Source organism: Crossiella sp. NPDC003009 (assembly GCF_053591555.1).
On sequence record NZ_JBSFUA010000037.1, the window covers coordinates 13676 to 36246 of the forward strand.

Sequence of the window (22571 nt, forward strand, 5' to 3'; positions counted from 1 at the left end):
ACTGCAAGGGTTGCCGCACTGATGACCACCAACAACGATCGGGCCAGGAAGCGGGCCAAGTTCCGGCGCCGCCTGTCCGGCCTGCTCGCCCTCGGTTTCGCGCTTGTCGGCGCGGGCGCGGCGTACGCCGGGTTCCTGCCCGAGCCGCACACCGCGCAGGCCCAGCAGGATCCGACCAAGATCCAGAAGGGCGAACAGCTCTACAACACCGCCTGCATCAGCTGCCACGGCGCGAACCTCCAGGGTGAGCAGGACCGCGGGCCGAGCCTGATCGGTGTCGGCGAGGCGGCGGTGTACTTCCAGGTCTCCTCCGGCCGCATGCCGATGGCCCGCCAGGAGGCGCAGGCGCTGCGCAAGCCTGCCAAGTTCAACTCCGAGGAGATCGACCAGCTCAGCGCGTTCATCCAGTCCAAGGGCGGCGGTCCGACGCTGCCCCAGGAGTCCGGCAAGGAGCTGCGCGGGGACAACTCCGCCCGCGGCGGTGAGCTGTTCCGGCTCAACTGCGCCTCCTGCCACAACTTCACCGGACGTGGTGGCGCGCTGTCCTCCGGCAAGTTCGCGCCCGCGCTCGACGGCGTGAGCGAGGAACAGATCTACGCCGCGATGCTCACCGGGCCGCAGAACATGCCCAAGTTCTCCGACCGGCAGCTCTCGCCGCAGGAGAAGAAGGACATCGTGGCCTACGTCAAGTCGGTCACCGACGGCAACAACAACCCGGGTGGCCACCCGCTGGGCGGGTTCGGCCCCGCCACCGAGGGCCTGGTCGCCTGGATCATCGGCCTCGCCGCCCTGATCGGCGTGACCGTGTGGATCGGGAGCAGGGCATGAGCGACCAGCAGGACAAGAAGACACCCAGCGACGCCGAGCTGGCGGAGCTGAGCCGCGACGAGCTGGTCACCCTCGGCCTGGCCGCCGACGGCGTGCACCTCAAGCACCGGGACCCGCACTTCCCGGTGCCGGGCACCAGGGCCGAGAAGCGCACCGAGCGCGGGGTGGCCGCCTGGTTCATCCTGGGCGCGCTGGCCGGGCTGGCCTTCCTCGGCGTGTACTTCGCCTGGCCGCACGAGTACGTGGCGCCGGATGAGCCGGGCAGCTTCTGGTTCGACCTGCACACCCCGATGCTGGGCCTGACCCTCGGTCTGTCCATCACCGGTATCGGCGTCGGCGTGATCGCCTACGCCAAGAAGCTGCTGCCGCACGAGGTCGCGGTGCAGGACCGGCACGACGGCGGTTCGGCGGAGTTCGACAAGCAGACCTCGGCCGCGCTGCTGGCCGACTCCGGGGCCAAGTCCGAGATCGGCCGCCGTTCGCTGATCCGGCGCAGCCTGCTCGGCGCGGGCACCGTGTTCGGCCTCGGTGTCGGCGTGTTCGCCATCGGCGGCCTGGTCCGCAACCCGAAGGCCTACGACGCGGACGGCCCGCTGGCCACCAGCGGCTGGAAGCCCAACTTCCCCGGTGAGAAGGTCTTCCTGCGCCGCGACACCGGCGACCCGCACGAGGTCGTGCGGGTCCGCCCGGAGGACGTGGAGCCCGGCGGCTTCGAGACCGTCTTCCCCTACCGGGAGACGGAGAAGGGCGATGACCACGCCCTGCTCAAGGCGCTGCGCCGCTCGGACAACCCGGTCATGCTGATCCGGCTGCGCCCGGGCCAGCTGGTGACCAAGCGCAAGGGCCAGGCGGACTTCAACTTCGGCGACCTGTACGCCTACTCGAAGGTCTGCACCCACCTGGGCTGCCCGACCTCGCTGTTCGAGCAGCAGACCGGCCGCCTGCTCTGCCCGTGCCACCAGTCGCAGTTCGACGTCTTCACCTACGGCAAGCCGATCTTCGGCCCGGCGACCCGGTCGCTGCCGCAGCTGCCGATCACCATCGACCCGGAGACGGGTTACCTGGTGGCGCGCGGCGACTTCATCGAGCCGGTGGGCCCGGCGTACTGGGAGCGTAAGCCATGAGTTCGATCACCACGCCGACCAAGCAGGCGAACGCGGCGTCCCGGGCGGCCGGTGGCGCGGCCAAGTGGGCGGACGACCGCTACCACGTGGCGGCCGGGCTCCGGCGGCAGATCAACAAGGTCTTCCCGACGCACTGGTCGTTCATGCTCGGTGAGATCGCGCTGTACAGCTTCATCGTGCTGCTGCTCTCCGGTGTCTACCTGGCGCTGTTCTTCGACCCCTCCATGGAGGAGGTCAAGTACGCCGGGGTGTTCACCAACCTCAAGGACGTGTGGATGTCGCGGGCCTTCGAGTCCGCGCTGCAGATCTCCTTCGAGGTGCGCGGCGGCCTGTTCGCCCGCCAGGTGCACCACTGGGCGGCACTGCTGTTCATGGCCTCGATCGTGGCGCACATGTTCCGGGTGTTCTTCACCGGCGCGTTCCGCCGCCCGCGCGAGGTCAACTGGATCATCGGCATCCTGCTGTTCGTGCTGGGCATGTTCGAGGGCTTCACCGGCTACTCGCTGCCCGACGACCTGCTCTCCGGTGTCGGCCTGCGCATCGCCTCCGCGCTGATCCTGACCATCCCGGTGCTGGGCACCTGGGTGCACTGGGCGCTCTTCGGCGGCGAGTTCCCCGGCACCGAGATCATCCCGAGGCTCTACACGGTGCACATCCTGCTGCTGCCGGGCATCATCCTTGGCCTGGTCGCGGTGCACCTGGCGCTGGTCTGGTACCAGAAGCACACCCAGTTCCCGGGTGTCGGCCGCACCGAGAGCAACGTGGTCGGCGTGCGCATCATGCCGGTGTTCGCGGCCAAGGGCGGTGGCTTCTTCGCCGTCACGGTCGGCGTCATCGCGCTGATGGGCGGGCTCTTCCAGATCAACCCGATCTGGAACTTCGGCCCGTACAACGCCGCGCAGGTCTCCGCGGGCAGCCAGCCCGACTGGTACATGGCCTGGACGGACGGCCTGGTCCGGTTGTGGCCAGCCTGGGAGATCTACATCTTCGGGCACACCATCCCGGCCTCGTTCTTCCCGTTCATGGGCAGCATCGGGTTCTGCGTCACCCTGGCGATCCTCTACCCGTGGATCGAGCGCAAGATGACCAAGGACGACGCGCACCACAACCTGCTGCAGCGGCCGAGGGACGTGCCGGTCCGCACCAGCCTCGGCATGATGGCCATCACCTTCTTCATGGTGATGATGCTGTCGGGCTTCAACGACATCATCGCGTACCAGTTCAACATCTCGCTGAACGCGATGACCTGGGCAGGCCGGATCGGGCTGATCATCCTGCCGCCGATCGCCTACATCCTCACCTACCGGCTCTGCCTCGGCCTGCAGCGGCACGACCGCGAGGTGCTGGAGCACGGTGTGGAGACCGGCATCATCAAGCGCTTGCCGCACGGCGAGTTCATCGAGATCCACCAGCCGCTGGGCCCGGTGGACGACCACGGCCACCCGGTGCCCCTGGCCTACCAGGGCGCCTCGGTGCCGAAGAAGATGAACGCGCTGGGCGCGGCCGGCGAGCCGGTCGCGGGCAGCCTGCTCCGCCCGGACCCGGCGGAGGAGACCACCGCGCTCAAGCGCGCCCAGCACGAGGGCGAGCTGCGCGGCGGCGACAACACCAGGGAGCTGACCGCGGGCAAGCCCGCGGCGCCCAAGGAGTAAGCCACAGCAGGAAGGCGCGGCCCGCGATCTCGTTCGCGGGCCGCGCCTTTTTTGTTGTTCGGGTGGCGAACTAGGACACGTCCTGTCCGCCTAGCTGATTAACGTCCTGATCATGACGAACGAGCGCACCCAGACCCTGGCCATGCTGGCCGAGACCCGCCAGACCCTGCTGATCACCTTGCGCGGCTTGACCGATGAGCAGGCCGGCGCCAGGAGCACAGTGAGCGAGCTGACCCTCGGCGGCATCCTGCGCCACCTGATCTCGGGCGAGCGGAACTGGACCAGGGTGCTGCTGACCGGCGACGGCACCCTGCCGGAGGGCATGATGGACGAGGACCAGTACCTGATGCCGGCGGACCGGTCACTGGCCGAGCTGCGCGCGGAGTACCTGGCGGTGGCCAAGATGACCGACACCGCCTTCGCCACCGTGGACCTGGACGCCAGGGTCCTGCTGCCGCAGACCCCGTGGTCGCCGCCGGAACCCCAGTTCTGGTCGGCCCGGCAGATCCTGCTGCACCTGTTCCGCGAGACCGCCCAGCACGCCGGTCACGCCGACCTCATCCGCGAGTCGCTGGATGGCGCCAGCACCACGGCACAGCTGGGCACGCCGGAGTGATCAGTCGACGCCGATGTTGAACGCGGCCTCGGTGTCGGCCTTGGAGTAGGAGCGGAACGCGATGTGCGTGTCGGTGTTGAGCACCCCGGCCACCTTGCCGATCCGCCCCGGCACCAGCTCGGCCAGATCCTCGTGCCTGGCCACCTGGACCACCGCGATCAGGTCCACGTCACCGGCGCAGGAGTAGACCTCCAGCACCCCCTCGAAGTCGGCGATGGTCTGCGCCGCCTCCGGGATGCTGGCGGCGTCGGACTGGATCAGCACGATGGCCTTGATCACGGTGTGCTCCTTGGGCGCTGAGGTGGTGGACCGATCGTAGCCAGCGGGTTCGGGACCGGATCGGTGGACGGGGGTCTGGGGCGCGCTGGAAGGCGAGGCGCGGGCGAGCTTCGAGGAGGAGTCCCGCGCGGCCCTGGCGTGGGCGGCCGAGGACTTCGACCTGGCCGCGGTGGATGCGGTGGTGTTGACTTCTCCACGCCGCACCCATCACCGGTGCTGGTCGACGAGGTCCGGCTCGCCGAACCCGCCCAGGGCGGGGCCGCGAAGTCCCACCCGCGTTAGGCGCACTGCCTGCGACCAATCGATCACCGCGCCCGCAGCCGGGACTGTGCGGACACGCCCCGGCAGTTGCCGCTAGTCCGCCCCCGCGTACCCGTGCCGCCCCGCCTCCGCGCGATCCAGCCACTCCCGCCACCGCGCCGCCGACCGCGCGGGCGAGCGCCACGGTTCCGCCGCGCGCACCAGCCGCGTCCCCGGCTGCTCGATCCAGCGCAGGATCACCCTGACCTCCTCCGCCGGCGCCCCGCGCAGCGGCCCGAGCCCGGGGATCACCGTCTCCGCGGCCAGCACCAGCTGTTCCACCACCGGCATCGGCGCCACGCCGCGGCGGGCGCCGCCGGCGGCGGCGAGGCGGCCGTGGCGGACGATCGCGAACTGCCAGCCGCCGGCGCCGTCGGGGCGGGCGGCGATGAGCTCGGGGATGGCGGCCAGGGCGGTCAGGCGCTGGCCGCGGTCCAGGCCTTTGAGCAGGCCCACGATCCGGTCCCGGTGCAGGCCTGCCTGCTCGAAGCGTTCGGTGGTGGCGTAGGCGCCGAGCTGGTCCAGGAGCAGGCGGACGGGTTCGTCGTCGTGGCCTGCCACCAGGGCGCGCATGGCGGCGACGGCGGGGGCGTAGTCGTCGGTGGACTGGTGGCCGGCGCAGGGGGCGGCACAGCGGTGCAGCTCGGCCAGGATGCAGGGGCGGCCCTGCGGGTTGCGGGCCGGGATGCGCTGGTTGCACTGGCGCAGCGGGATGGCCTCGTGGATGGCCTCCACCGCCAGGGTGGCCTGGCCCCGGCTGCCGAAGGGGCCCAGTGCGCCCTCGCGCGGGTTGGTCACCACGGACAGGCGGGGGAAGGCCTCCTCGGTCAGGGTGATCCACCAGGCGCGGTGCGGCTGAGTGGAGCGGCGGTTGTACCGGGGGCGGTGCGCGGCCAGCAGGCGCAGCTCGCGGACCGCGGCCTCCAGCGGGTGCGCGCACTCGACGTGGTCGACGCGTTCGGCGAAGGCGACCATGTCCCGGATGCGGGATCTGGTCTCGCCAGCGGTGAAGTACTGGCCGACCCGGCGGCGCAGGTTGGTCGCGGTGCCCACGTAGAGCACCTCCTCGCGCGGGCCGCGGAAGAGGTACACGCCCGGCCGTTCCGGCAGTCCGGTGGCCAGGCCGCGTTTGCCGCGCTGGGCCGGGGTGACCTCGGGCAGGTAGCCGAGCAGCTCCTCCAGCGAGTGCACGCCCAGCGGGCCGAGGCGCTCCAGCAGCGCGTGCAGCACGTCCACGGTGGCCTTGGCGTCATCGAGGGCCCGGTGGTTCGGGGTGACCCTGGCGCCGAAGAGGGCGGCCAGCGCGGACAGGCGGCAGCTGGGGGCCTCCTCGCGGGAGAGCACCCTGCGGGCCAGCCGGACCGTGCACAGCACCTGTGGCTTCGGCCACGGGTAGTCCAGCTGGGCCGCGGCGGCCTTGAGGAAGCCGATGTCGAAGGGCGCGTTGTGCGCCACCAGCACGGTCTTGGGGTCCCCGGTGGCGAACTCCAGGAACGCGGGCAGCACCTGGGCCAGCTTGGGCGCCTGGCGCACCATCATCTCGGTGATGCCGGTCAGCGCGACCACCTCCGGCGGGATGCCGCGCTCCGGGTCGACCAGGGTGCCGAACTCGCCGAGCACCTCGCCGCCGCGCACCTTCACCGCGCCGAACTCGGTGATCATGTCCGATCCCGGCCGCCCGCCGGTGGTCTCCAGGTCCAGCACGACGAAGGTCACCTCGTGCAGCGGGGTGCCGAGCTGCTCGAAGGACAGCTGCAGTGGGGTGGCCCTCGGGCTGTGCTGGCTCATCAGCTGCGACGGTAAGTCACCCCACTGACAGTTCCGTCGGCAGAACCGGACCACTGCAAAGGTTCTTCCTGGCCTGCGTTCAAGATCCACGGTTACGTTCGGGCTCATCAGCCATGGTGGGTTCGGAGGTCTTGGGAGTGGGCACGCGTAACGGGCGGGTACTGGAGCGGATCAGCCGCACGCTGGCCGCGGGGGAACGCCCCGACAGCTGGCAGGACAACCGGATCTCGTACTTCGAGAACATGCGCGCCGAGATGTCGATCCTGAACAAGACCGACGGCGGCTACTGGCACACCATCGGATGCACCCCGGCCGAGGCCAAGCTGGTCGAGCCGCTGGTGCTGCATTTCTACTCGCTGGTCTACCAGGGCGACATCATCTACGAGGCGGCCCAGCAGGCCGGTTCCAGCCGGGTCACCGACCACAGCTGGAAGACCCGCATGCAGGAGCTGCTGAAGAACCACAACCTCTACGACAGCCGCATCCAGGCCGGGGTGGACAACCTGGAGCGCTACTACGTCATGGAGGGCCAGCTGCTGCTGGGCGAGCTGCCGCTGACCGAGGAGGTCATCGAGGAGATCTCGTTCCTGCGCTCCTCGGACCTGCACGTGATGATCAGGGTGATGGACCGGCTCAAGGGCCGGACCCCGAACGAGCAGTTCTACCAGCTGCTCAAGGCCCCGATGGCGCTGTTCGACATCGGCGACGACTTCGACTCCTACGAGCGCGACATCGCCGACGCGAGCTACAACTCGCTGCGGCTCTACGTCGCCCTCTACGGCGTCGAGCAGGCCAAGGAGAAGCTGCAGGCGCTGCGGGAGCGGATCTGGGCCAGGGGCCTGGCCCTCTTCGGCGAGGTGGGCAAGCCGGCGCTGGTGCGCTACCTGACCAGCACCCCGCTGGTGAACCTGAACCTGCCGGTGGTGCCCGAGCTGCTCGGCACGCTGCCCCGCGCGGTGCTGGCCAAGCTGGCGGTCAGCGCCTACAAGCTGGAGGGCAACGGCGCCGAGGTGATCCCGGAGCCGATCGCCGAGTCCGGCCCGCTGGTACCGGTGTCCTGACCCAGCGGCTGACGCCACCACCACACACTTCAGCAGGGAGAAAGATCGTGACCGAGGCGGCGGTGCAGCGGCTCAAGGAACGGATGGTTCCCAAGGAGCCGCCTGCGGCCTGGCAGAAGCTGGACATCAGCTACCGGGACAGCATGCGGGCCAACCGCGCGCTGCTCTGGGACAACTGGGGCGCGCGGTACGCGCTGGGCTTCAGCAGGGGCGAGTTCGAGGTGATCCGCCCGTTCGTCCGGCACTACATCGCGCTGGCCTACCAGGCGGAGTCCGACCCGGCGCTGGTGGCCGAGCTGGTCACGCTGGCCGAGAGCTACGGCGTGCTCGACGAGCAGGTGCGGGCCGGACTGGCCGAGCTGTCGGAGTCCCTGGTCACCAGGGACCGGCTGCGGCGCGGCGAGCTGGCCGCGGACGAGAAGGTGATCACCGAGCTGACGCACAGCAGGGTCGCCGACGTCCGGGTGCTCAACCGGCTGCTCTACCTGCTGCGGGACCGCCCGGTGGACGAGGAGCACCTCGGCCTGATCGACCCGTGGCTGCGGTTGCAGGACCTGCGCGGCGACCTCGCAGGCTACCCGGAGGACATCGCCTGGGACCGGTTCAACCTGCTCCGGCTGTTCGTCCAGGCGCACGGCCAGAGCCAGGGCGTGCACAAGCTGCGCGCGTACCGGGCCGGCCTGCTGCGCCAGGCGCTGGGGCAGCTGCCCGGCGCGAGCACCGCGGCGCTGCGCAAGCTGCTCACCGCGGCCCTGCCGGATCTGGGCATCGAGCTGACCGCCTCGGTGGTGGCGCGGCTGCCGCGCGCGGTGCTGCTGCCGCTGCTGATCAACGTCGGGCGCACCTGGGACCTGGCCACCGCGCCGGTGCCCACACCGTTGCCCGAAGACGTGAACGCCCGATAGAAATCGCCGAAGGCACCAGCAGATCTGCGGGTGGCGAAAAGGGAAGTCTTTCCTCAAGTTTTCGTCAACCGCGCGGCGGCAACGGCGCACGCTGCTAGTTTCGCCCCAAGTTTCGAGGCGAGGAGTGCACCGTTGTCCAAGTGGGGACGGAAGTCGTTAGAAAAAATCAGGGATAACGTCTACGGCCGGTCTGCGCCCGAACTGTGGACGCAGAGCAGTGTCACCTATCAGGACAAGGTGACCTCGACCGCGCGGCTTTTCTCCTGCGGCGGGCTGCGCTACTGGGAGCTGCTCGGCGCGAGCAGGCTGGAGATCCGGCTGATCCAGCCGATCGCCTACCACTACCTCGCGCTGTGCAGCCAGGCCCGCCGCACGGAGGTCGCCGACGACTCCTGGAAGAAGGAGATCGAGGCGTTCTTCCGCAGCTACGGCGCCTTCGACAGCGACGTGCAGAAGTGCCTCTACGACCTCGAGCACGCCCGCACGCTGACCGCCTCGCTGCGCGCGGGCCTGCTCGAACCGACCCCCTCGCTGCTGACCGAGCTGAGCAGGCTGCGCGCCGGTGAGCTGCTCGCGCTGGTCAAGGTGATCAGCACGCTGCGCGGGCGGCCGCTGGCCGGGCACGAGCTGGCCGTCTACGAGTCCGCGGTGCGGCTGGCCCAGCTCGACGGCGACCTCGCCGACTACCCGGCCGACGTGCGCGCCGACCGGTACAACCACTACCGCGCGCTGCTGGCGCTGACCGGCCCGCAGCGGGCCGCGACCAGGGTGCGCGAGCACCGCCAGGACCTGCTCACCGAGACGCACCAGCGGCTGCGGGCGGGCAGGCTCGGCCGTAGCGGCCACCGCGAGCTGCGCACCTGGCTGGCCAGGCGGCAGGACCAGCCGTCCGTGCCGCAGCCGATCACCACCTCGGTCGCCGCGCGCGCAGAGCTTGCGTAGGCAAGCGCTTACATCTGCCCTGAACCACCAACCCACCTGGGGAAACGCAATGGTGCACGGCACTGCCACCGCCGAGGCGCTCCGCGAGCGCATCCTCGGCGCCGATGCTCCCGAGTTCTGGTCCACGACCCGGGTCACCTACCTGGAGTCGCTCAAGGCCAGCCGGGTCATGTTCCTCGACGGCTACGAGACGATGCTGCACCTGGTCGGGGTCAGCGAGGACACCGCGAAGGTGTTCGAGCCGCTGGTGATCCACTTCCTGGCCCTGGTCTACCAGGCCGACCTCGCCTATGAGGAGGCCCAGGTCAACGGGTCCTTCGAGGTCGACCTCGGCTGGCGGCGGGACATGGAGGACCTGCTGGAGGGCTACGGCCTGCTGGACGAGCAGGCCAGGGCGCGGCTGGACGACCTGCAGCGGTACTTCGAGCTGGAGGGGCAGCTGCTGCTCGGCCAGGTCGAGGTCACCGAGGACTCGGTCTACGAGGTGCTCTCCATCCGCTCCTCCGACATCGCGCTGGCCATCCCGCTGATGCTCAACCTGGTCGGGGTGGACCCCAGGATCGTGGACGAGCTGGTGCGGGTGAACAAGCCGCTGTACATGCTCTGGGAGATCGCCGACGACGTGCCCTCCTACGCCAAGGACGTGGCCGCGGGCAGCTACAGCACGATCCGGATGTACGCGAAGATCTTCGGCGCCGAGCGCGGCCGGGCCAAGCTGGAGGAGTTCCGCGCCCGGCTGGTGGAGCAGGCCTGCGCGGAGTTCGCCAAGGTCTCGGCGACCACGCTGCGAATCTTCGTCAGCTCGCTGGCGCCTGCCTGGCTGATGCCGCTGGTGCGCCGGATCCCGCGCGGACTGCTGGTGCGAATCCTCCAGTCTTCCATGCGCAAGGACAAGATGAGCAGGCCAGAATTACCCACAATGGTCGACGAGAACTGAGAGATTTACGCAATTCGGTCCGGCGTTGCTTTCCTGGCGCAAAACTGTCAGGAGCGCGCACTCAATTGTTGAATGGGCGCGCGGCGGCCTCGTCCCGGCGCGGGCGTGATCAGGTTGTTGCCGAAGCGTCGCCGAGCGTAACCACGGGCGCGCGCCGAGGGGGTTGACGGCGGCTAACCTTATGCGGGTGTTCCCGTTGCCCGCGCAGACCAGCCACGACCGGCCGGAACCCGACCCGGGTCCGTCCGCTGTGGACGGTGCGCCGCCGTCGGAGCCCGAGGTGGACTTCGACACCCTGCCGGAGGCGGTTCGGGTGCGGCTCGCCGAGCTCTCCGCCGAGGCGCTGGGCACCATGCCCCAGCTCGACATCCCGCAGCCGCTGCGGCCGGTGGCCCGGTTCGCCCCGGCCAAGCGGGCCAAGCTGGGCGCCGGGCCGCTGCTGGCCGCGCTGCGCGACTCCGCGGTCTTCCGCAACGCGGTGGTGCAGTGGTGCCGGGAGCACCGGCCCAGCACCCTGGAGCTGGCGCCCGGCGACCCGGTGGCCACCGCGGCCGCCGCGGTGCTGCTGGCCGATCCGGCCGCCCCGCTGCACGTGGAGCTGGTGGCCAGGCGCTCGGTGGACGCGCAGCTGCGGGCCGAGCGGGACGCGGCGCTGTCCCGGCTGGAGCGGCTGGAGGCCGAGCTGGCCAGGGTGCGCGCCGAGCTGGCCGAGGCCAGGGGCGCGGCCGAGCAGGTCCGGCAGGAGGGCGAGGCCGAGCTGGACCGGCTGCGCAAGCGCCTGCGCGAGCAGGGCGTGAAGCTGCGCCAGGCCAAGGACGAGGCCGAGGCGGCGCGGTCCGCGCTGAGCAAGGGACACGGCGAGACCGAGGCGGTGGTCGCCGCGGTCACCGCAGAACGGGACAAGGAACGGGAACGGGCCGAGGTGGAGCGGCTCAAGGCCGCCCGCGCCCAGGCCGAGGCCGAGGTGGCCAGGCAGTCCGCCCGCGAGGCCAGGCAGGCCGACGAGGTCCGGCTGGGCCTGCTGGTGGACACCCTGGCCGGCGCGGTCACCGGGCTGCGCAGGGAACTGGCCCTCGGCGGCAGCGGCCCCCGGCCCGCGGACACCGTGCGCGGGGCCACCCCGGCCTCGGGTGCGGTCGGCCGGGTGCAGGACCCGGCCGCGCTGGACCGGCTGCTGGCGCTGCCTGCCGTGCACCTGGTGGTGGACGGCTACAACGTGACCAAGACCGGCTATCCCGAGCTGACCCTCTCCGAGCAGCGGGACCGGCTGGTGCACCAGCTCGCGGTGCTGGCCGCGCGCACCGGGGCCGAGGTCACCCTGGTCTTCGACGGCGCGGGCGTGGTCGCGGTGCCCGCCTCCGCGCCGCGCGGGGTGCGGGTGCTCTTCAGCGACCCCGGGGTGCTGGCCGACGACGTGATCAGGGCGCTGGTCACCGCCGAGCCGGAAGGCCGCCCGGTGGTGGTGGTGACCTCCGACCGCGCGGTGGCCGACTCGGTGCGCAGGCGCGGTGCGCACCCGGTGCCCTCGGCCGTGCTGCTGGCCAGGCTCGGCCGGGTGTGAGTCCACCCATACCCGCTATACGTGTGGCGCTCGTCACTTTTCTCGGATGAACCATCCTGCAACCAGAAACCGTCCGTGTCGGTGCGTGGCCAGAGTTGATCTCTGGACAGGGCGAACACCGCAGGTCGCGCTGAATATAGTGAGCGACTACACAGCGCTGTTGTGTCGCTGGGTAACTACTCCGATCGGGCGGCCAGGTCACGGCCAAACATCGGCCGACCCCCGGCGGTGGACTGCGGGCCTCACTACTCGTAACCTGTCCGAGATCTCGCGGCGGACCGTCGTCCAACCGAGGGCGACACCGCGAGTCACCGCCGAATCGGCCTGTCGGGGGGCCGAACCGGGGACCCAGGCAGTTGGGGTGAATCGGGCGGGCCTTGATCGAAGGCGCCGCGCGTAGGGCGACTTCGGGCCCGAACCCGTCAGCTAACCCGGTAAGCGGTAGCGAGCACGAAGGAGTAGTACGCCACGTGGCGTCGCATCGACTCAAGCGCACGATGCGCGGGGCCCTCGCGGCCTCAGCAGTGGTCGTAGCTGTTGGCATCGCGCCGACGACCCCCGCGCTGGCCGACCCGGAACTGCCCGCCAACGCCTCCGAGGCGATGAAGCAGCTCCAGGAACTGGCCAAGGAGACCGAGAAGCTCGCGGAATCCCTGCACGAGGCCCAGGACGACCTCGACAAGAAGAACGCGGACCTGGCCAAGGCCAACAAGGAGGCCGAGGACGCCAGCAAGCTGGGCGCCCAGGCTCGCGAGCAGGAGCAGGCACTCCGCCAGGACGTCGACAAGGTCGCCGCCGCCGACTTCGAGGGCGCCCGGCTGAGCCAGGTCGAAGCGCTGATGACCTCGTCGTCGCCGCAGGTGTTCCTGGAGAAGATGTACGTGCTGGACCTGATCGCGGGCGACAACAAGGACGCGATCGACAAGCTGCACGCCACCATCAAGCAGGCCGAGGACGCGGCCAAGCGAGCGGTGGACGCCAAGGACCGCGCGCAGAAGGCCACCGACGAGGCCCAGCGGATCAAGGCCGAGCTGGACAAGCGCGACGCCGAGCTGAAGAGCCGCACGTCCAAGGTGAAGGCGCAGTACGACAAGCTCACCGCGGACGAGAAGAAGAAGCTCAAGGGGCCCGAGGACAACTCGGTCGTCGACATCCCCGGCAACAGCGGCATCGCGGGCGCGGCGCTGCAGAAGGCGCTGAGCAAGCGCGGCTCGCCCTACGTCTACGGCGACGAGGGCCCGAGCACCTTCGACTGCTCCGGCTTGGTCTACTGGGCGTACCAGCAGGTCGGCATGACGCTGCCGCGGTCGAGCTCGCAGCAGGCGCGGATCGGCACCGCGGTGCCGATCAACGCGATCCAGGCGGGCGACCTGGTGGCCTACAAGGGCCACATCGGCATCTCGGTCGGCAACGGCAAGATGGTGCACGCGCCCACCACCGGCGACGTGGTCAAGATCGCCCCGCTGCAGAGCGGGATCATCGCGGTCCGCCGGGTCGGGGTCGGGTCCTGACCCAGACGGGTAGGTAAGTCTGTTTTCCGCGGGGCCGTCACCGATCGGGTGTCGGCCCTGCGGCCATTCCCGTCCTAGGATGCAGCTGTGTCCGGGGTTGGCCGGTACAGGAGTTGGCTGGTCGCCGCGGTGGCCGCCGTGCTGCTTGCTGGGCTGGCCGTGGTCGCCACGCCGCAGGCCAGGGACGTCGTCGACCCCTCGCCCCAGGTCACCACCCTGGACGCGGCGGGCCGCCCGGTCCCCCCGGAAGCCCCGGCCACCTCGGCGGAGGCCCCGCGCGCGGCCGCGGTGGCCGAGCTGCTGCGCCGCAGGGCCGAGGCGGTGCTGCGCAGGGACGAGGCCACCTTCCTGGCCACCCTCGACCCCAACGCCGACTCCGCTTTCGGCACCGCCCAGCGCAACCTGTTCGTCAACCTGGCCGGGGTGCCGCTGAGCGGCTGGCGCTACCAGGTCGAGCCGGCCGAGGCGCTGGGCACCTCGGGGCTGACCTCCTACGCCCCCGACGCCGACGAGCTGTACTCGCCCAGGGTCGAGCTGAGCTACGCCATCGGCGGCGGCGACGCGGTGGCCACCACCCGGCCGATGGGCTACCTGTTCGCCCGCTACGGCGACAGCTGGTACCTGACCTCGGACTCGGCGCTGGAGGCCCAGGGCCGCCGGACCTGGCGCGGGCCGTGGGACTTCGGGCCCTGCCAGGTGCTGACCACCAACTCCGGCATCGTGCTCGGCCACCGTGCCAACCAGGCGCTGGCCCAGCGGGTGGCCAAGGAGCTGGACGCGGCGGTGCGCGCGGTCAGCGAGGTGTGGGGCCGGGAGTGGTCGCAGCGGGTGGTCGTGGTGCTGCCGGAGACCACCAGGGAGCTACAGGCGACGGTCGGCTCGGAGTTCGCGGTGGACTCCATCGCCGCGGTCGCCCTGGCCGACCGGGTGGACCACGAGCAGCAGCTGGTCGAGGGCGCCCGGATCGTGTTCAACCCCAAGACCGCCACCCGCCTGTCGGCCAGCGCGCTGCGGGTGGTGCTGCGGCACGAGATCACCCACGTGGCCGCTCGCGCCGCCACCGTGGACGGCGCGCCGATGTGGCTGCTGGAGGGCTTCGCCGACTACGTGGGCTACCGCGGCTCCGGCATCGCCCCCACCGAGGCCGCCCCCGACCTGACCCGCCGGGTGCGCGCCCAGGACGGCGTGCTGGACCTGCCGGCCGACACCGACTTCCGCTCCGGCGGCCAGCGCCTGGACGTGGCCTACCAGTCGTCCTGGTCGCTGTCGGCGCACATCGCCGAGCGCTACGGCGAGGCCACGCTGGTGGAGCTGTACCGGCGGCTGGCCAGGGCGGGCCAGATCGACACCGCGGGACAGGACCGGATACTCCGCGAGATCCTCGGCGTGGACCGGGCGAAACTCCTAGTCGGTTGGCGAGAGTTCCTGCGCAAGACCTACAACTAGTGGTTCGGCCCGGAGCCTTCGCCTGGTCTCGACCGCACCACGACGCGACCGGCGGCGTTGCCGGGGCACCCACGTACGACCCGGTACGCGGATGCCCCGGCGCCTTGCCGGACGCGCCGTGGCACGGCCGATACCAGGCGAATACTCCGGGCCGAACCACTAGGGTTCGCCCCGTGCGCCGCACCTTGCTGGTCACCAACGACTTCCCGCCCCGTCCCGGTGGCATCCCGGCGTACCTGCACTCGCTGGCCACCGCGCTGCCCCCGGACAGCCTGGTGGTCTACGCCCCGGCCTGGGACGGCCCGGTGGGTTCGGCCGCGGACTTCGACGCCGCGCTGCCGTTCCCAGTGATCCGGCACGCCAGCCCGCTGCTGTTACCCGAGCCCGAGGTGGTGGCCAGGGCCACCGACATCCTGCGCGCCGAGGGCTGCACCGCGGTGTGGTTCGGCGCGGCCGCCCCGCTGGGCCTGCTGGCCGCGCGGCTGCGGGTGGCCGGGGCGCGCCGGGTGGTGGCGTGCAGCCACGGCCACGAGGTCGGCTGGTCCATGTTCCCCGGGGCGCGCTGGGCACTGCGCCGGATCGGCGCGGCCGCGGACGTGGTCACCTGCGTGAGCCGGTACACCCGCTCGGCCATCGCCTCCTCCTTCGGCCCGCTGGCCGCGCTGGAACACCTGCCGGCCGGGGTGGACGCCACCTACTTCCGTCCGGACTCCGTTGCCCGCCAAGAGATCCGCCGCCGCCACCGCCTCGGCGCGGCCCCGGTGGTGCTGTGCGTCTCCCGCCTGGTCCCGCGCAAGGGCCAGGACGCCCTGATCCGCGCCCTGCCCCGGATCCGGACCCAGGTCCCCGGCGCGAAGCTCCTGCTGGTCGGCGGCGGCCCGTACCACAAACGCCTGCGCCGCCTGGCCAGACAGTCCACTGTGGACGAACACGTGATCTTCACCGGCGCGGTCCCGATGACCGAGGTCCCCGCCTACTACGCCGCCGCCGACGTCTTCGCCATGCCCTGCCGCAAACGCGGCTTCGGCCTGGACGTCGAAGGCCACGGCCTGGTCTTCCTGGAGGCCGCGGCCAGCGGGCTGCCGGTGGTGGCCGGGGACTCCGGCGGGGTGCCGGAGACGGTGCGGGACGGGGTGACCGGCAGCGTGGTGGACGGGCGCTCGGTGCGCGCGGTGGCCGAGTCGGTCGGGCGGCTGCTGGGTGATCCGGAGCTGGCGGCGAGCATGGGGCGGGCCGGGCGGGAGTGGATGCGCCGGGCCTGGCGCTGGGACGCCGCCGGGGCGCGGCTGGCGGGTTACCTGGACGGCTGAGCCGCGCCCAGCTCGGCGAGCAGCGCGAGGGTCTGCCCGGTGCCGCCCTCGTAGCCGGTCTCCTGGAAAGCGGTCAGCGCGGCCCGCGCGTGCTGGGCCGCCGCCGCGGTCGCGCCCAGCCGCTGTTCGGTCCTGGCCAGCGCCAGCAGGCCGCGGGCCTCGAAGGTCCGCTGGCGGGTGCGCCGCGCCAGGGCGACCGCCGCTCTGGCGAGCCGCCGGGCCTCGGGCAGCTCGGCCAGGTCGAGGTGGGCCAGGGCGTTCCCGAGCAGCGCCTGTGTCATCTCCTGGAACTGGCCGAGCGGGGCCGCCTGCTCGTAGGCGGCCGCGAAGCGGTCGGCGGCGAGCCGGGGCCGTCCCCGCCGGTGCTCCGCGATGCCCTCGGCGACCAGGCCGTAGGCGCTGTTCAGCCTGCGCCGCACCGGGGACGGGTCGGTTCGCAGCGCGTTGATCTGCCGCTGCGCCTGCTCGTACTCGCCCAGCTCCGCGTAGGCCTCGGCGATCAAGCCGGTGCCGACGGCCTCCGGGGCGGCGATGCCCAGCTTCCAGCGCAGGTCGCGGCTGCGTGACAGGCTGCGCAGGGCCAGTTCGGGCCGCCCGAGGCGGACCTGCTGGTTGGCGAGGTCGGCCAGGGCGAGCGTCTCCAGCCCCGCCGCGCCGAGCTCGGCGAAGATCTCGATCGCGGCGGAGACCTGCGCGCCGGACTCGGCGAGGCGGCCCAGTCGCATGGTCGCCGCACCAAGATGGGTCAGCGCCACCCCTTGGACCAGCCGCGAACCCGCCGCGGTAGCCAGCTGGTGGGCGCGCTCGAAGTACACCTGGGACCGGTCCAGCCGCCCGGCGAGGCCGTGGGCGTGGCCGATGCGGATCAGCGCGAGGGCCTCGCCCGCCGGCAGGCCAAGCCGGGTGAAGACCAGCTTGGCCTCGGTGCCCAGCCGCACACTGGCGCGGTAGTCCCGCAACCAGAGCAGGATCTCACTCAAGATGACCCGCGCGTCCGCGCCCGGCCGGTGCGCTCCGGCCCGGTCCGCCGCTTCGACGGTGCGCCGGGCGAGGATGACCTGTTCGGCGTGCTGGTACTGGATGTAGAACACCCGCAGCAGCGCGATACCCAGCATCGCGCTGCGCTCAGGATCGGCGCTGGCGGCCCGCCCCTGCACCCCGGTCAGGGTGGCGAACTCGGTGTCGAACCACTCCAGGCCCTCGGCTGCGGTGCGCGGCCGCGGCCAGGCCCGCTGCGGCGACCAGTCGTCGAGCGCGGTCTCGGTACGCGGCCCGTACAGCAGGCCGGTCAACTGCACCGTGCCGGTCAGGCAGTGCTCGAGCAGCCGGTCCTCGGCGGCCGCCCGGTCCGCTGGGGCGTCCTCCGCCTGGTGGCGTTCCGCGGCGTAGAGGTGGAGCAGGTCGTGCGCGCGGTAGCGGCCGGGCCGGTACTCATCGAGCAGGTGCGCGTCGGCCAGTTCGGCCAGCGCGGCCCCGGCCGGTTCCCCGGCGAGCGCGGTCGCCGTCGGTTCGGTGAGGTCGGAGCCCGGCGTCACGCTGGATAGCCGGAACATCCGGCGGGCCGGCGCGGACAGCGCGCGGTAGGACAGGTCGAAGGCGCGGCGGACCACGGTGTCCCGGTCGTCGTCGATGGCCAGTTCGGCGAGCCGGTCGCGGCCGGCCAGCCGGTGCAGGTAGGTGCCGAGGTCGGGGGAGGACAGGCCCGCGATGTTGGCCGCGGCCACCCGCAATGCGAGCGGGAGGCGGGCGCACAGTTCGGCCAGGCGGTCGGCCTCGGCCGGGTTGGCTTCGACCAGGGCCGGACCGAGGACGCGGCGGAGCAGGCTCCTGGCTTCGGTATGGCTGAGCACGTCCAGGGTGATGCGGCGGCATTCCGGCAGGCCCGGGATCACGCCGCGGCTGGTGATCAGGGTTCGGCAGTGCTTGCCGGTGGGCACCAGGGGGGCGACGGTGGTGGCGTCGGCGGCGTTGTCCAGCAGGACCAGGAAGCGGCGGTCGGCGAGCAGGGACTGGTACAGGCGGGCGCGGCCCGGTTCGTCGGCGGGGATCTCGGACTCGGTGAGGCCGAAGGCGCGCAGGAAGCGGGCCAGCACCGCGAAGGTGGTGGGTTTCTCCTCGGGGGAGTAGCCGCGCAGGTCGACGTAGAGCTGGCCGTCGGGGTAGCGGTCCTTGAGCAGGTGGCCGATGTGCACGGCCAGCGCGGTCTTGCCGACGCCGGGCTGGCCGTAGATCACCGTGCAGCCGTGCGGGGCGGTGGTGATGGCCTCGACCAGCTCCGCGCGGCCGACGAAGTCGTTGATGTCCAGCGGGAGCTGGTGGATGGGCAGGCCGCCGCGCGGCGCAGGGGGCGGGGTGGTGCGGGGGAGCTGTTCGGTCAGGATGGCCTGGTGCTGGGCGCGCAGTTCCGGGGACGGGCGGATGCCGAGCAGGCTGCTCAGGGTCTCGCTCGCGGTCTGGAAGGCTTGCAGCGCTTCGGCTTGGCGGCCGGAGCCGGCCAGCGCGAGCATCAGCTGGGCCCAGTGCCGTTCGCGCAGCGGGTCCTGGGTGGTCAGCTGTTGCAGCTCCGGCACCAGCTCGGCGTGCCCGCCCAGCGCCAGGTCCAGGTCGATCCGGCGTTCCAGCGCCCGCTGCCGTTCGGCTTCCAGGCCGGCCGCGGTGACCCGCAGGGCGGGGGAGAAGACGTCGGAGAGCGCGGGGCCGCGCCACAGCGCCAGCGCGGCGCGCAGGGTGGCGCGTTCGGCGTGCGGGTCGCCGCCGGCTTCGGCGACCAGGGCGCGGAAGCGGTGCAGGTCAACGGAATCGGGCGGGACATCGGCCAGGTAGCCGGTGGCGGTGGTGCGCAGCACCGGTTCGGGCAGGGTGGCGCGCATGCGGCGGATGTAGGTCTGCAGCGCGTTCTTCGGGTTGCGCGGGGGCTGCTCCCACACCTGCTCGGTCAGCTCGGTGATGCTCACCGGGCGGCCGGGTCGCAGCAGCAGCGCGGCCAGCACGGTGCGGTGCTTGCCGGGCAGCGCGGGCAGCAACGCTCCATTGTGGACTGTCTCGGTGGGGCCGAGCAGCCGGAACTCCAGCGTCACGGGGTGGCTCCGTGCTCGTCCAGCCTGGCCCGGACGGCGCTGGTGTCCACCACGCCCATGGCTACGTAGTGTGCCAGCGCCTGTGTCCACAATGGACAGGCGACACGCGGGCCGTGGGTGGCCAGCCTGGCCTGGCCGAGCACCTCCAGCGCATGCGCCTCACCCGGCCGCCTGCCGGTCTCCCGGTGCACGGCGATCGCAGACTCGGCCAGTCCGGCCGCGGTCTCCGGCTCGCCGAGGTCCAGCCGCACCATGGCTAGCTCGGTGAGCGCGTCGCCGAGCGCGGTGCGCAGGCCCCTGGTGCGGGCCATCAGCTCGCCCTCCTCGGCGTGCGGCAGCGCCGCGGCCGGGTCGCCCTGGCCGCGGTGCACCGCGGACACGCCGAGGCAGATCAGCACCGGGACCGCGGGGTGGCCGCCGGAGGTGCTGGCCAGTTCGCGGGCGGCCCGGTAGTGCCGCAGCGCTTCGGTCCACTCCCGGTGCGCGCGGTGAATGGCCGCGATCAGCGTGCGGGTGGCCGGTTCCAGGCGGTCCCGTGAGCTGCCCGCCTCGCTGGCCAGCACCCGGTCCAGGTGCACCCGCGCGGCCGCCACATCGCCCTTGGCCAGCTCGTACCGGGCGCGGGCCTCCTCGACCAGGCGCTGCTGCAGGCGGCCGAGGCGCTGGGCCAGCCGCTGCGCCTGGGTCAGCCGGCGGCCGGCCTCGGCGAACTCGCCCACCCCGGCCAGGGTGTCGGCCAGGCGCACCAGGCACAGCGTCTCCGACTCGTGCGCTTGCAGCCGGTGCGCGATCTGGCAGGCGTGCTCGATCCGGGCGACCGCCTCGGGTAGTCGGCCGACCGCGACGTAGGCCGAGTGCAGGCCCTGGCTGGCGTAGCCCTCGCCCGCCGGGAACCCGGCCTCGGCGCTGAGCCGGATCGCCTCGGTGTAGCGGGCGATCGCCCGGTGGAAGCGGGTGGCGACCTCGTAGGCCATGCCGATGTTGGTCAGCGCCATGGCCTTCCCCGAGCGGGAGCCGATCTCGCGGTAGCGGCACACCGCCAGCGCGCCGTGCCGCACCGCCTCGGCCACCCGCCCGTACACCGACAGCGCCCCGCTGAGCGCGTTGTGCATGTCGGCCTGCCCGAGGACCAGGCCCTGCCGCCGCGCCGAGCGCAGCCCGGCCTCGCAGCTGAGCACCTGCTCCTCGAAGTGCCCGTTGGTCCAGAAGTGGGTGGTCAGCGCGGTGGCCAGGGCCACGCACAGCTCGTCCGGCTGCTCCTGGGTGGCCAGCACGGCGGCCACCAGGGTGGCGCGTTCGGCGTCCAGCCAGTGCTTGGCGCCGTCGGAGTCGGTGAACGGGGCCTGCTCGCCGACCACCACGTCCGCGCGCGGGGCCTCGGCGTAGAGCAGCAGGGCGGCGTAGCTCGCGCAGTCCAGCAGGTAGGCCAGCAGCCGCTGCCGGGCCGCGGCCACCGCCTCCGGCGGGTCCTCCAGGTCGCGCTGCCTGCCGGTGTAGAGCCGGAGCAGGTCGTGGAACTGGTAGCGGCCCTCGCGGTGCTCCTGCACCAGGTGCGCGGTGGCCAGCTGGGCCAGCAGCTCGGCCGCCTCCGCCGGGGTGCACCCGGTGAGCACGGCGGCGTGCGCGGCGGTGAAGTCGGGGCCCGGCACCAGGCCGAGGTCACGGAAGACCCGTTGCGCGGCAGGGGAAAGCGTGGCATAGGAGAGGTCGAAGGCGCGGTGCACGGCCGCGTCGTCGTCGCCGTCGATGGCCAGCGCGGCCAGCCGGTTGCCGGTGGCCAGCTCGTGCACGTAGCCGGGCAGGTCCGGCTCGCCGCGGACGGTCAGGTTGGCCGCGGCGATGCGCAGCGCCAGCGGCAGCCGCGCGCACAGCCCGGCCAGCTCGGCGGCGGCCGCGCGGTGCTCCGCCAGGTGTTCCGGGCCGAGGATCGCGCCAATCAGGTCCAGGGAGTCCTGTTCCCCCAACGGATCCAGCCTGATCCGAAGACAGTCCACAGTGGACAGAGCGTTGCGGCTGGTGACCAGCGCGGCGCAGCCGGGGGTGTCCGGCAGCAGCGGCAACAGCTGGGCGGCCGAGCCCGCGTTGTCCAGCAGCACCAGCACCCGCCGCCCGGCCAGCAGCGCCCGGTAGCGGCTGATCCGGTCCGCGGTGCGGTAGGGCACCTGGTCGGCGGGCACGCCGAGCGCACGCAGGAACTGGCCGAGCACCTGGGCCGGGTCGAGCTGCTCGCCGGGGCAGTAACCGCGCAGGTTCACGTAGAGCTGACCGTCCGGGAAGGCCGGGCGCAGCAGGTGCCCGGCGCGCACCGCGAGCGCGGTCTTGCCGATGCCGGGCTGCCCGCACACCAGCACCCGCCGCTCCCGCCGCCGCGCCAGCAGCTCGCCCAGCTCGGTCAGCTCGGTCTGGCGGCCGGTGAAGTCACTGATGTCGGAGGGCAGCTGGCAGGCCGGTCGCCACAGGTCGGCCGCTGGTGCCGGCGCGGCCAGTCCCGGGGCGTTGGTCAGCACCGCCTCGTGCGTCCAGCGCAGCCTGGCCCCCGGCGAGATGCCCAGCTCGGCCTGCAGGGTGGCCGCCGCGGTGGCGTAGACCTGCACCGCCTCGGCCGGGCGCTGGGCGCGGTAGAGGGCGACCATCAGCTGGCTCCAGAACACCTCCTGCACCGGGTGCCGCCGGGTGAGCAGCTGGAGCTCGCCGATCACCGCGTTGTGCTCGCCGCGGTCCAGGTCCAGCTGGATCCGCCTGGCCAGCGCGGTCAGCCTGCGCTCCTGCCAGCGGGCCGCCTCCGGCTCGGTGAAGCCCGGCGCGGGCACGTCGGCGAAGGGCTCGCCGTGCCACTGGGCCAGCGCCGCGGTCAGCTCGGTGTGCTCCACCGCGGTGTCCTGGGCCTCGTCCGCGCGGCGCAGGTGCGCGGCGAACCGGTGCAGGTCAACGGCTTCCGGTGGCACGTCGAGCAGGTAGCCGTGTGCCACGGTGCGGATCACCTCGGCGCCCAGGCGCGCGCGCAGCCGCTGCACGTAGGTGTGCACCGCGCCGCGCGGGTTGCGCGGCCGGGCGGCCTCCCTCGGCCATAGGTGGCCGGCGATGGTGTCCGCGTCGATCGGCTTGCCGGGACTGAGCAGCAGGCAGGCCAGCAGCACCCGGTGCTGGGCCGCGCCGATCCGCAGCACCCGGCCGGCACTGCTCACCTGCAACGGACCGAGGATCTGGAACTCCAGCCCGGTCACGCCACCACCC

General features: G+C 72.2%; 16 protein-coding genes and 1 riboswitch. Of the genes, 12 read left to right on the plus strand and 4 right to left on the minus strand.

Translation table 11 applies throughout. From position 1 onward, the window contains the following. Nucleotides 1-21 precede the first annotated feature (21 nt). The 4 genes from qcrC (at nucleotide 22) to ACWDY5_RS30055 (ending at nucleotide 4220) form a co-directional block, all read left to right on the plus strand. Nucleotides 22-828 (plus strand): cytochrome bc1 complex diheme cytochrome c subunit, encoded by an 807-nt coding sequence (qcrC, locus tag ACWDY5_RS30040; RefSeq protein WP_449725506.1) that lies wholly within the window; start codon nucleotides 22-24, stop codon nucleotides 826-828. After that, on the plus strand, nucleotides 825-1952 hold the full coding sequence (qcrA, locus tag ACWDY5_RS30045; protein ID WP_449725507.1) for a cytochrome bc1 complex Rieske iron-sulfur subunit: 1128 nt from the start codon (nucleotides 825-827) through the stop codon (nucleotides 1950-1952). The genes qcrC and qcrA overlap by 4 nt, the downstream gene beginning before the upstream one ends. Beyond that, nucleotides 1949-3604, plus strand: a complete 1656-nt coding sequence (qcrB, locus tag ACWDY5_RS30050) for a cytochrome bc1 complex cytochrome b subunit (RefSeq protein WP_449725508.1) — start codon at nucleotides 1949-1951, stop codon at nucleotides 3602-3604. The genes qcrA and qcrB overlap by 4 nt, the downstream gene beginning before the upstream one ends. A gap of 112 nt (nucleotides 3605-3716) precedes the next feature. Then, complete coding sequence (locus tag ACWDY5_RS30055) at nucleotides 3717-4220, plus strand: DinB family protein (protein ID WP_449725509.1); 504 nt, start codon at nucleotides 3717-3719, stop codon at nucleotides 4218-4220. On the opposite strand, the gene ACWDY5_RS30060 is transcribed toward ACWDY5_RS30055, so the two are convergent. Beyond that, complete coding sequence (locus tag ACWDY5_RS30060; RefSeq protein WP_252486639.1) at nucleotides 4221-4499, minus strand: Lrp/AsnC family transcriptional regulator; 279 nt, start codon at nucleotides 4497-4499, stop codon at nucleotides 4221-4223. A 354-nt stretch (nucleotides 4500-4853) separates the two neighbouring features. After that, nucleotides 4854-6587 carry a DEDD exonuclease domain-containing protein gene (locus ACWDY5_RS30065; protein WP_449725510.1) on the minus strand — a complete coding sequence of 578 codons (1734 nt, stop codon included), beginning with the start codon at nucleotides 6585-6587 and terminating at the stop codon, nucleotides 4854-4856. A gap of 137 nt (nucleotides 6588-6724) precedes the next feature. Here ACWDY5_RS30065 and ACWDY5_RS30070 point away from each other — a divergent pair, with 137 nt between their 5' ends. From ACWDY5_RS30070 to ACWDY5_RS30105, 8 genes are all read left to right on the plus strand, one after another. Next, entirely contained in the window at nucleotides 6725-7648 is a 924-nt protein-coding gene (locus tag ACWDY5_RS30070) for a hypothetical protein (protein ID WP_449725511.1), read from the plus strand. Nucleotides 7649-7695: 47 nt separating this feature from the next. Continuing rightward, nucleotides 7696-8553, plus strand: coding sequence for a hypothetical protein (locus ACWDY5_RS30075; RefSeq protein ID WP_449725512.1), 858 nt, complete (start codon nucleotides 7696-7698; stop codon nucleotides 8551-8553). Between the two features lie 237 nt (nucleotides 8554-8790). Then, nucleotides 8791-9495, plus strand: coding sequence for a hypothetical protein (locus ACWDY5_RS30080; RefSeq protein ID WP_449725513.1), 705 nt, complete (start codon nucleotides 8791-8793; stop codon nucleotides 9493-9495). A gap of 49 nt (nucleotides 9496-9544) precedes the next feature. Beyond that, a complete protein-coding gene (locus ACWDY5_RS30085) occupies nucleotides 9545-10432 on the plus strand; it encodes a hypothetical protein (RefSeq protein ID WP_449725514.1) in 888 nt (295 codons plus the stop codon). Between the two features lie 181 nt (nucleotides 10433-10613). Further along, a complete protein-coding gene (locus ACWDY5_RS30090) occupies nucleotides 10614-11993 on the plus strand; it encodes an NYN domain-containing protein (protein WP_449725515.1) in 1380 nt (459 codons plus the stop codon). A 302-nt stretch (nucleotides 11994-12295) separates the two neighbouring features. Then, nucleotides 12296-12449: riboswitch (cyclic di-AMP (ydaO/yuaA leader) on the plus strand. Nucleotides 12450-12463: 14 nt separating this feature from the next. Continuing rightward, entirely contained in the window at nucleotides 12464-13504 is a 1041-nt protein-coding gene (locus ACWDY5_RS30095; RefSeq protein WP_449725516.1) for an NlpC/P60 family protein, read from the plus strand. 87 nt (nucleotides 13505-13591) lie between these two features. Continuing rightward, the gene (locus tag ACWDY5_RS30100; protein ID WP_449725517.1) at nucleotides 13592-14950 is read left to right on the plus strand and encodes a basic secretory protein-like protein; all 1359 of its coding nucleotides are present in this window, start codon (nucleotides 13592-13594) and stop codon (nucleotides 14948-14950) included. 173 nt (nucleotides 14951-15123) lie between these two features. Continuing rightward, nucleotides 15124-16260, plus strand: a complete 1137-nt coding sequence (locus ACWDY5_RS30105; RefSeq protein WP_449725518.1) for a glycosyltransferase family 4 protein — start codon at nucleotides 15124-15126, stop codon at nucleotides 16258-16260. On the opposite strand, the gene ACWDY5_RS30110 is transcribed toward ACWDY5_RS30105, so the two are convergent. Further along, entirely contained in the window at nucleotides 16245-19337 is a 3093-nt protein-coding gene (locus ACWDY5_RS30110; protein WP_449725519.1) for a BTAD domain-containing putative transcriptional regulator, read from the minus strand. The two genes, ACWDY5_RS30105 and ACWDY5_RS30110, sit on opposite strands and share 16 nt — an antisense overlap. Then, nucleotides 19334-22561 carry a BTAD domain-containing putative transcriptional regulator gene (locus ACWDY5_RS30115; protein WP_449725520.1) on the minus strand — a complete coding sequence of 1076 codons (3228 nt, stop codon included), beginning with the start codon at nucleotides 22559-22561 and terminating at the stop codon, nucleotides 19334-19336. The genes ACWDY5_RS30110 and ACWDY5_RS30115 overlap by 4 nt, the downstream gene beginning before the upstream one ends. Nucleotides 22562-22571: the final 10 nt, after the last annotated feature.